At 41.1% G+C, this 9421-nt stretch carries 9 protein-coding genes and 2 pseudogenes; 2 read left to right on the top strand and 9 right to left on the bottom strand.

The window, feature by feature from the left end:
- The 7 genes from tnpA to DL92_RS0101990 all read right to left on the bottom strand — a co-directional run.
- Nucleotides 1-216: IS200/IS605 family transposase (gene tnpA / locus DL92_RS0102020; RefSeq protein ID WP_026666744.1), on the bottom strand; the 216-nt coding region annotated here is incomplete at its 3' end.
- Between the two features lie 200 nt (nucleotides 217-416).
- On the bottom strand, nucleotides 417-2408 hold the full coding sequence (locus tag DL92_RS0102015; RefSeq protein WP_026666743.1) for an oxidoreductase: 1992 nt from the start codon (nucleotides 2406-2408) through the stop codon (nucleotides 417-419).
- A gap of 162 nt (nucleotides 2409-2570) precedes the next feature.
- The gene (locus DL92_RS17980; RefSeq protein ID WP_051198962.1) at nucleotides 2571-4742 is read right to left on the bottom strand and encodes a DEAD/DEAH box helicase; all 2172 of its coding nucleotides are present in this window, start codon (nucleotides 4740-4742) and stop codon (nucleotides 2571-2573) included.
- Nucleotides 4743-4862: 120 nt separating this feature from the next.
- On the bottom strand, nucleotides 4863-5210 hold the full coding sequence (locus DL92_RS17975; RefSeq protein WP_034461977.1) for a type II toxin-antitoxin system RelE/ParE family toxin: 348 nt from the start codon (nucleotides 5208-5210) through the stop codon (nucleotides 4863-4865).
- The gene (locus DL92_RS0102000) at nucleotides 5207-5467 is read right to left on the bottom strand and encodes a type II toxin-antitoxin system Phd/YefM family antitoxin (RefSeq protein ID WP_026666742.1); all 261 of its coding nucleotides are present in this window, start codon (nucleotides 5465-5467) and stop codon (nucleotides 5207-5209) included. The genes DL92_RS17975 and DL92_RS0102000 overlap by 4 nt, the downstream gene beginning before the upstream one ends.
- 131 nt (nucleotides 5468-5598) lie before the next feature.
- The gene (locus tag DL92_RS0101995) at nucleotides 5599-6114 is read right to left on the bottom strand and encodes a GGDEF domain-containing protein (RefSeq protein ID WP_026666741.1); all 516 of its coding nucleotides are present in this window, start codon (nucleotides 6112-6114) and stop codon (nucleotides 5599-5601) included.
- A gap of 84 nt (nucleotides 6115-6198) precedes the next feature.
- Nucleotides 6199-6966 carry a PAS domain-containing protein gene (locus DL92_RS0101990; RefSeq protein WP_155840974.1) on the bottom strand — a complete coding sequence of 256 codons (768 nt, stop codon included), beginning with the start codon at nucleotides 6964-6966 and terminating at the stop codon, nucleotides 6199-6201.
- 160 nt (nucleotides 6967-7126) lie between these two features.
- Between DL92_RS0101990 and DL92_RS21645 the strand changes: the two are divergent.
- Nucleotides 7127-7522: pseudogene (locus DL92_RS21645) on the top strand (cache domain-containing protein); the annotation flags it as partial.
- Nucleotides 7499-8752 (top strand): methyl-accepting chemotaxis protein, encoded by a 1254-nt coding sequence (locus DL92_RS17970; RefSeq protein WP_330371019.1) that lies wholly within the window; start codon nucleotides 7499-7501, stop codon nucleotides 8750-8752. The pseudogene DL92_RS21645 and the gene DL92_RS17970, both read left to right, overlap by 24 nt.
- Before the next feature lie 59 nt (nucleotides 8753-8811).
- Here the strand turns inward: DL92_RS17970 and DL92_RS20595 are convergent.
- Nucleotides 8812-8982: pseudogene (locus DL92_RS20595) on the bottom strand (diguanylate cyclase); the annotation flags it as partial.
- Between the two features lie 33 nt (nucleotides 8983-9015).
- Nucleotides 9016-9354, bottom strand: a complete 339-nt coding sequence (locus DL92_RS0101975) for an SCP2 sterol-binding domain-containing protein (protein ID WP_026666739.1) — start codon at nucleotides 9352-9354, stop codon at nucleotides 9016-9018.
- Between the last annotated feature and the right edge of the window lie 67 nt (nucleotides 9355-9421).

Genomic DNA, 9421 nt, shown 5'->3' with positions numbered 1-9421 from the left:
ACTCATACTCGGTGGGATCCTTACCAGCATATGTATGTGATCTGGGCATACTTCTGCCTCTATTATCTCTACACCTTTCCTCTTGCATAATGTACTGAGAATATTTGCAATGTCCTGCTTGATCTGACCATACGCAACCTTTCTCCTGAACTTAGGTGCAAATACTATGTGATACTTACACTCCCATCTAGTGTGTGATAAACTATTCATGTCCATTTTGGACTACCTCCTGTGCTTTACTTTGGTTGGCGAACCGTAGTAATTCTAGCACGGGAGGTTTTTTTACTGTAAGCTGAAGCAGCTGTTGTCCCCCTGCATAGCAGGGGGTTTTATTAAAGATGCTACACAAACAAACGACGAATGACTTAGATAATGAGTCATTCGTCGTTTTTATTTTTGTTTTTGATTTTCTTTTATCAGATATGATTTGCTACTTCAAATGCATCCCAGATACCGTACATAATGTTGGATACCTGTCTTGCATCTCCGAGAAGATAGATCTCATCCACATCGTTCTTGTACTGATTATAGAGAGTATTTTCGCTCGAATATCCAACGCATAAAACAACGCTGTCTGCGGCAAGTTCCTTAGTGCTGTCTGCAACTTCAGCCTTAAGAACGCCGTTCTTATACTCTGTAACCTTCGCTCCTGTTACAACTTCAATTCCGTTGAAAGGAATAAGCTTCTCAAGCATTTCCTTATTTGCTGAGCATAGAGGTCCGTTAACTGCCAGAATCTTATCAAGAGCTTCAACGATAGTAACTTTCTTGCCCTTCATGGCAAGGTCAAGCGCGAGCTCACATCCGACAAGTCCGCCACCAACTACTGCTACGTTATCACCTGTTTCCTTCCGACCAAGAAGTACCTGCTCTGCAGAATATACTTTCTCGTCATCTCCAAGTGAGAACATCTTCGGACGAGAACCTGTAGCAAGAATAACAGCATCGAACTGCTTGTCGAGAATTTCTTTTTCAGTAGCCTTAGTATTAAGGTGAACCTCAACTCTGAGACGAGTCATTTCATCTTCATACCACTTTGCAAGAGCTATATCGTCTTCCTTAAATGAAGGTGCGCCTCCGGGAATAAGATTTCCGCCAAGTCTCTCTGTTGCCTCATAAAGAACAGGCTCGTGACCTCTCTCTGCAAGTACGCGTGCAGCCTCAAGTCCGGCAACACCACCGCCTACTACAAGAACCTTCTTCTTTTTGACAATAGGATTGTAACGGTTCAATCTCTCTTTTCCTGCCTGAGGGTTAACCGCGCAGTTTATAAGAGAATAGCTCTGGATACGTCCCATGCAGCCTTCCTGACAGCTGATACAAGGACGGATCTGACTCAAATTGTTTCTGCGAATCTTGTTTACGATATCAGGATCTGCAAGAGTCGGGCGTCCGAGAGATATCATGTCGCAAATATTGCTTTCAAGACACTCAAGAGCTGTGTCGGGATTATCTACACGTCCTGCCATGATAACAGGGATATTTACATTTTCTTTTGTAATTCTTGCAAACTCTTTGTACGGAGCCTTCTCCATATACATCGGGGGATGATTCCACCACCATGCATCATATGTTCCGGCATCAACATCAAGAGCATCATAGCCGTATTTCTCAAGAAGCTTGGCAGCCTCGATACCTTCCTCGATATCACGTCCCTTCTCCTCGAATTCTTCTCCGGGAAGTGCTCCTTCACGGAAATCTTTAACCATGCTCTTTAATGAGAATCTTAACGCAACGGGGAAATCCCATCCGCAAGTCTTTGCAATCTCTTCACGGATTTCTTTTGCAAATCTGAGTCTGTTTTCAAGTGATCCGCCATATTCATCTGTACGCTGGTTGAAGAAAGAAATAGCGAACTGATCGATAAGATATCCTTCGTGAACGGCGTGAATCTCAACACCGTCAAATCCCGCACGCTTAGCATTATATGCGCCTTTTCCGAAACTCTCTACGATTCCGTGAATCTCTTCAACAGTAAGAGGACGGCAAGTCTTATCAAGCCATCTGTGAGGAATTGGTGATGCAGATACAGGCGGAAATTCACCTAAGTTTGTAGGAATTGTAACTCGTCCGAATCCACCGCTCATCTGTAAAAAGATCTTTGATCCGTAAGCATGAACACGCTCTGTCATCTCACGGCTGGTTCTTACGAACTGAACCGGATTGTATGTTGAATTGGGTGTGTTGGGGAAAGAAGGTTTTTCCACCTCTGTATCCGAAAAAGTTACACCCGTAATAATAAGACCGATACCACCCTGAGCACGTCTGGTGTAGTAGTCGATACCTCTGTCATTCCATCCGCCTTCGCAGTCTCCGAGACCAAGCGGTCCCATGGGAGCCATGGCATAGCGGTTTTTGATTTCCAGTTTGCCGATTTTGATCGGCTCAAAAAGCCCTTTGTATTTCATTGAAACCTCCTTATTATCCGGCATATTTTTTAGTTCTGCCATATGCCGATAACCATCGTTTAAAAAAAATTTGCCATAGAAATATTTTAAAATACGGGCTTTTTGATAACCATCAACAAATAGTTGTTGTGTAGCAACGTTTTATTTATGAAGAAAATAGAATCATATAAAATTTGAAAAACTAGCGGGTAAATATTTTTGTCTTTCTTTTTCAATTACTTTAGTAATCCATTCCTTGTCCATTATGTTATCGAAAGCGCCTGCAACTACGGACTCATCAGCATAGTTATCAAATTCTGTCTGTTTCTCATCAAGGATCAGCATCATCTCATCATCTATAGTATCAGGGCATAACAGCCTGTATACAAGCACGTTTCTGACCTGTCCCATTCTGTACACTCTTGAAAGGGCCTGGCTTTCCAAAGACGGTTTAATCTGTGGTTCGCAAAACACCACTATACTGGCAGCCTGAATATTTAATCCGACGCCCCCTGCAATTATCTGGCTAACAAGAGCGCTTCCTCCGGGAGCCTCGCCCAGCTTATCCACAAGAAACTGCCTTGTACTCATCTTAGTGTCTCCGCTGATCACACCTATGCATCTTCTTCCAAGAAGATCACTGACTTTAGATATTGTTTCTCTAAAGAAAGAATATATGATAACCTTTCTTCCTTCACTTTCTGCCTGATCAAGAAGTTCCAGAAGTCGCATGCACTTTGATGATGTAGTCATGTCATCCTGAAGAAAAGAAACCCTTCTCATATCGGAGAATCTTCCACTTACAATCGCATCTTTATAGGTGTCTTTATCTGTATCTGTAAGGCTGCACCACTCCTGTTCCTGTGCGATTTCCGGAAGTTCCTTGAGAACCTGCTGCCTTGTTCTTCTGATATATACCGGTGCCAAGCTTTCTTTAAACTGCGGCAAGTGACTGATATTTGCCAGTGCCTTTACCTGTTCTGTCATATCGGGCCGAACAAAATCAATCAGGTTGCACATCTCGTCAACGCTGTTTTCAAGCGGCGTTCCTGTCATCAAAAGAATTCTCTCCGACTCGTTATCAAGCCTTCTGATGTACATAGTTCTTTTGGCATCCGGATTCTTCATGTAATGCGCTTCATCTATAACCAACATAGAAAGAGACATGTGATTATCTATGCGATCTACAATCTTTCCCATGGACTCGTAGTTGGTTATTGCAGCACCGCCATTATCCTGCCATCTTTCAAAAGAATCTTCAAGTGTCTGACCATGTATAATAAAAGCCTCTATCCTGCTAAATTTCTTTAGTTCCCTTGCCCAGTTTATAAGCACGCTGGCAGGACAAACGATCAGAAAATAACATTTCTTTTGCTGCGTCACCTGTATATGAGCCATTGCAGCAATGGCCTGGATTGTCTTTCCAAGTCCCATCTCATCGCCAAGAAGAACCTTCTTCTGATGTAAAATATATTTTGCTCCAAATATCTGATAAGCCCTAAGCGATCCACTAAATCCATCCAAATTAAGAGCTGTTTTATTTATCTCTTCTGCAAGCTGCGCCGGAATACTGTCATATACAAAAGGCTTGTTGCCGGTCATATTGCCAAGGCTCTCCAGCAGCACATAGAATTCAGCGCTATTCCTGTTAAAAGCCTCCATGGCCGCAACCTTAGTTGTATGAGATGCTTCCTGATACTGATTAATGGCATGAAGCATATTATCAAAGAAAGAGCTACTCACAAACTCATATATGTCTTCAGCCATAGTCACGGTATTCTGCTTAGAAACACCTGAGGAAAAGATCCAGTGGAACCCGTTTCTTATCATCCCGCTGTTCTTTATCCTCTGAGCATAATCATCAAGATTTGATGAACCTTCCGAAACATCTCTTCTTACTTTTTCGCTATTAAGATAATTAGCAAGTTCTGTAATAAGCTCAGCATTGTCGTCTGCATTTTCAGACTTATCATCCGGATCAAGACGGATTGTCACTCTTGACGCCAAACTATTGGCAAATTCAGTAACGACATTTCTTATAGCCTCTGTCTGCTTTTCTCCTATGCCGTCAAGAGACTGTATTTCATAGTCAGTAGCTTTTGCCAGCTGTCCCAGACTCGTATAACCTGCATCCACAAGTGCCTGAACACGAATGCCTGCTCTTGCTTTTTTTAGCTCATCCACAGGAATGTTAAAAAGCTCCTTCCGAGCCTCAATTCCTGCGATCTTATTGCAAATCTGCTTGATATTACTTTCCTGCAGCGTCCGGTCATTATAGATATTTTTAAATGCCGCATTTGCATCATCAATTGCGTTTATTAACTTCTTTAAATCTTTGAAATTTGGTTTGTCCATAAGTATCGCCTAGTGGTATGAATCTTCTGCTTATAATCCATCAAAAATTCCCTATATATGTATAAATAGCGTGATTAAGATATCCATTCCATATCCTATCACGCCAAAATGTGACACTAATTATTCGCCCCAATATTCTTCTGTTTCTTGAGAAGTCGTTTTTATTCCAAACAATTTCCACATATAATCTTCACGTTCATCATAAATATTCACAATATATATCTGATTATCATCAATCCTGTAGAAAATATAATTCTTTGCAACATAAATAAAATAGTAATCAGTATCGATTCCAAACATATTTTTGACAGATATTCCTATATTTTCATTTTCCTTGACTTCATGGATTCTGCCATTTATTTTTGCGAATACTTCTTTCCTTTTTGCTTCTCCAAAATACGAGTCAATGTACTTCCGCATTTCTATAATCTTTTCTTTATAATCCTGAGAATAACGTAATGCCTTCAATCGTCAAGTCCCATCACTTTCTGCATTTCTTCATCACTAACCCAACCTTCTCGATTCGAACGCATTTCAGCCTTCTTAAGATCACCTAATACATTATGAAGAGTCCTTAAGTGATCAAGTTCATCTGCTTCCTCCACAGTCATTATTGCATAAGCACCTCTACCATTTCTGGTAAGGTATACTCTACTACTTGAATCAACTTCTTTAAGTACATCTGTATAATTTCTAAGATCGGAAATAGGCATAATAGCTGGCATGTTAAATAACCTCCTATCTACTACAATATATATAACTCTAACTTTTAGTATAAAACTCTTCCGGAAAAATCACAAGTTAATTCACCCGTAAATAAACACTGCTAATTTACAGCATATAACTTTTTATCCCTCTATGACCTACGCATCTTCAAGCTCTTCTTGTTTTCATACATTCTTTTGTCTGCAATTTCAAATACTGCAGCCACACAATCTTGTTGGTCATATTTTGCCATACCACAGGCAACGACTACTCCGCCGTTTATAAGAGCATCCTTGTTATGCCGTGCAATTACATCTACAAGTTCCTCACTACGAGCATAGTCCTCATCCTGCGAAATAACCACAAATTCATCGCCGCCTATTCTGTAAACAGGGCTGCGCTTAAAAATATTGCAGATTATGTCACACGCATCACATATATATTTATCACCGGCTTCATGCCCTTCAGTATCATTAATTTTCTTAAGATCATTTACATCCAAAACCACAATAGCGAACTCAGGCTGACGCTGCTCCTGAATTCTCTGATTCATGATACTCTCTCTTACCTTATATGCATTCTTGTTCTTGATGCCTGTAAGCGAATCAATCTCAGCCATATTCTGCACAAGCGCAAGCTTCTCCGTATATTCACGTTTAATGCGCATAGCATCAGTCACATCCTGACACAGACCTAACAAGCATTCCCTTCCGGTATCATCTGTAAACTTAAGCTTTGTTGTCTGAAACTGTCACGGATTGCCGGCCGCATCAGGCACGTCCTCATAGAAAATATACGGTCCATCCATCGCAAGAGCTTTTTTATCATCCTCTATAAAATGAATAGCAGTCTCTTCGTCAAAAATCTCTAAATCAGTCAGCCCTACAACACCTTCCGGAGTTTCTTTATTTGCATACTCGGCAAAGGCTTGATTACAAGCAAGATATTTCCCTGTGTCTACATCTTTTGAAAATGTCATGGCCGGCATATTGGTCAAAAGATCTGAAAGCGATTTCTTAAGGCTCATTATCTTTCGGCTTGCATCAGCCTCTTTCCTAAGACGCTCATTCTCCTGCTGAAGCCTCGCATATTCTGCTGAAATATCCTCATTTTCATTTATACTTTCTCCAACAAAAGCTCCCTGATCCGTGTACCAGACAAAAGCAAGTCTTGTGCCGTCTTCTTTGTAAATGTGCCTGCCATATGAATGAACTACTCTGTATTCTCCATCCTTTTTTTGCCTGTAGATCACATCAAATACGCCGCCCTCTGCCAAAAAGCAATTTACAGCCTCAACTATAGAAGACAGATCATCAGGATGTACATTACGATATATGTCGTCATTTACAAGATTATAGATTTCTTTTTTCTCCACATCCACATATCCTGAAAGCTCCAAAAAACCTTCAGACATGACTATTGTAACCACTTTCCCATCAATACACTGGTAAATTGCAAAGGGAATCGGGCTACTTTCCAATAGATTTAGTTCTTCATCACTATACCTGTATTTTTCCAAGAGAGCCACCTTCTTTATAAGACAACAAAGAAACTGTTTTCCATAATATATTTTATCATGTAATAGCCAGTCTCCATCATTATTACGATTATTTTATGAATTATTAACAATTTTACATTTACCGGTTATCACGTTGGTGATATAGTCTAATGAGCTAAAAAATGAAACGCAGGAAGCCATGAGCATTTGTCAGGTTATGTATGACAGATCTCAAGCCGGTACAATGTCTCTGGAAGAAGCTAAATTAGAAGCTGCCAATATCATCAGAGAGCTAAAGTATAATGATGGATCAGGCTACTTTTGGGTTGATACTTCTGAAGGCATTAACGTGGTTCTTTTAGGCCGAGATACTGAAGGACAGTCAAGATGGGACAGCGTTGACCCTAACGGCACGTACTTTATCCAGGAGATGATAAAAAATGGTATGCAGTCCGGAGGCGGTTACACAAATCTTATGTTTGCTAAGCCCAATGAAACCGAGCCTCTTCCCAAGATCAACTATACAGCATATTTCGAGCCTTTTGACTGGGTTATGGGCACCGGCGTATGGGTTGATTATATCGATACGCTTAAGAGCGAATATACAGCGGAATCCGGCAAAGCACTTGCAGCCACCATCAGAAACAGCATTATTACCATGATAATTCTTTTGCTCATCGGAATTGCCATCGCTGCTTATATGGGAAAAAGAATTACTACTCCCATTAAACTTGCTACAAGCCAGATGGTCAGAATGTCCAATAATGATTTTTCTGATAATAAAGAAATGAATAGCGTCCGAGCGCTTCCTGCCAGAGAGAACAATGAAATCGGACAGATTGCAAAGGCACTTGACCTTATGCACAACAACATAAGAGAACTTATGCTAAAAATCTCTGACACAACATCTTACGTAGCATCAGCATCTGAAGAGCTTTCATCAAGCGCTTCGCAATCCGCGAAAGCCAGTGAAATGGTTGCTACCTCCTGCACTTCAGTTGCCGAATCATGTTCCGGACAGATAACCTCTGTAGCGGAAGCAAGTAACGAAACACAGGCATTTGTAAATAACATGCAGGAATTCCAGGATGCGATCAACAAGACCACTGAAATGATAAAAACCACTAATGAAGCTGCTACCAAGGGTGCTTCTGACATGACCAATGCTACAAATATGATGAGTTCAATCAAAAATTCCGTGGAAAGCACTGCCTCTGTAGTAGAAGCCTTAGGCGATCAGCTCAAGAATATCGACACTTTTGTTGATACCATAGCAGAAATAGCAAGCCAGACCAATCTTCTTTCCCTCAATGCCAGCATAGAAGCTGCAAGAGCCGGAGAAATGGGTAAAGGTTTCGCGGTTGTTGCCAGCGAGATCAGCAAGCTTGCCGACCAGTCCAATGAAGCTGCTTCAAAGATCACGGAACTGATTGATGAAATAATGCACAACTCCGACGAAGCTGTTTCTTCAATGCGTCAGGGTGCTCAGGACGTTGTATCCGGAACAGAAACCGTCAACGACGCAGGAAATACCTTCAACAGTATCGTAGATATGGTATACTCAATCTCCGAGCAATCAGAAAGAATGAGTGAAATTGTCAACCAGCTTTCTGAAGGCACCGACACCATTGCAAGTAACATCAGCAAGATAGAGGATATGAGCGCCAGCGTTGCAGATGAAACCCAGAACGTTTCCGCCGCTTCACAGGAACAAACCGCTTCCTCGCATGAAGTTGCAGAAGCTTCCGATAAACTTGCCAGCAATGCACAAGACCTGCAGGAGTTCGTTTCCAAATTCTCACTTTAATAAACAAAAAACCGGATGCTTTCCTATATTTGACAGGAAGCATCCGGTTTTTTATTCTATTATTCTACGTAGTAAACATAGTTTTCTTTTCTGGGAGCAGCATCCTTAGCAGGCTCAGCAGCATAGCCAAGTGCACAATGACCGATTCCTTCGAAGTTGCCTTCAACTCCTAATTTCTTAAGGAGGTCTTTTCCAAACTCAGAATCAAACTCTTCTTTTGCTCTATTCAAGCCCCTAACTTCACAAAAAAGTCAGAGGCGCTATTACACATCATTATACCCTGGTTTCTTAAGCAGCTTTGAAAATTCCAAAGCCTTTCCAACATCACCATCAACCTTAATCTTGCCAATTGTAAATGCTGCAACAGGATCAAGTTTGCCGAAGATCAGCTTGTTAAAATCATCAGACTTGATAGTAATTGCGCAGTTTCTGTCGTGATAGTCATAGGGCTCCACGTTGATCTTGTGATCCTTGACCTCAACATAAAATACGTTAGGTTCAGTATCTGTAAGATTGACCTGCACCGCAAGAAAATCCACATTGCTGACATCAGCCTTCTCAGCCAGTTTTCTTACCTTAGATAACACTGTTTCAAACTTCATGGTCTTGGCCCTCCTCTTCCTATGGCTTAGGAAAATTTATTCCGTTTCTCTTTTGAATAGGATCATT

This window comes from Butyrivibrio sp. AE2005, from assembly GCF_000686965.1.
GTDB lineage: Bacteria > Bacillota > Clostridia > Lachnospirales > Lachnospiraceae > Butyrivibrio > Butyrivibrio hungatei_A.
This window is presented reverse-complemented; position numbering and strand designations above follow the sequence as displayed.

Coding starts and splice junctions, on each gene's coding strand:
- DL92_RS0102015 (WP_026666743.1), bottom strand. CDS start 2,408: ATGAAATACAAAGGGCTTTTTGAGCCGATCAAAATCGGCAAACTGGAA.
- DL92_RS17980 (WP_051198962.1), bottom strand. CDS start 4,742: ATGGACAAACCAAATTTCAAAGATTTAAAGAAGTTAATAAACGCAATT.
- DL92_RS0102000 (WP_026666742.1), bottom strand. CDS start 5,467: ATGCCAGCTATTATGCCTATTTCCGATCTTAGAAATTATACAGATGTA.
- DL92_RS0101995 (WP_026666741.1), bottom strand. CDS start 6,114: ATGCGCATTAAACGTGAATATACGGAGAAGCTTGCGCTTGTGCAGAAT.
- DL92_RS17970 (WP_330371019.1), top strand. CDS start 7,499: ATGGGCACCGGCGTATGGGTTGATTATATCGATACGCTTAAGAGCGAA.
- DL92_RS0101975 (WP_026666739.1), bottom strand. CDS start 9,354: ATGAAGTTTGAAACAGTGTTATCTAAGGTAAGAAAACTGGCTGAGAAG.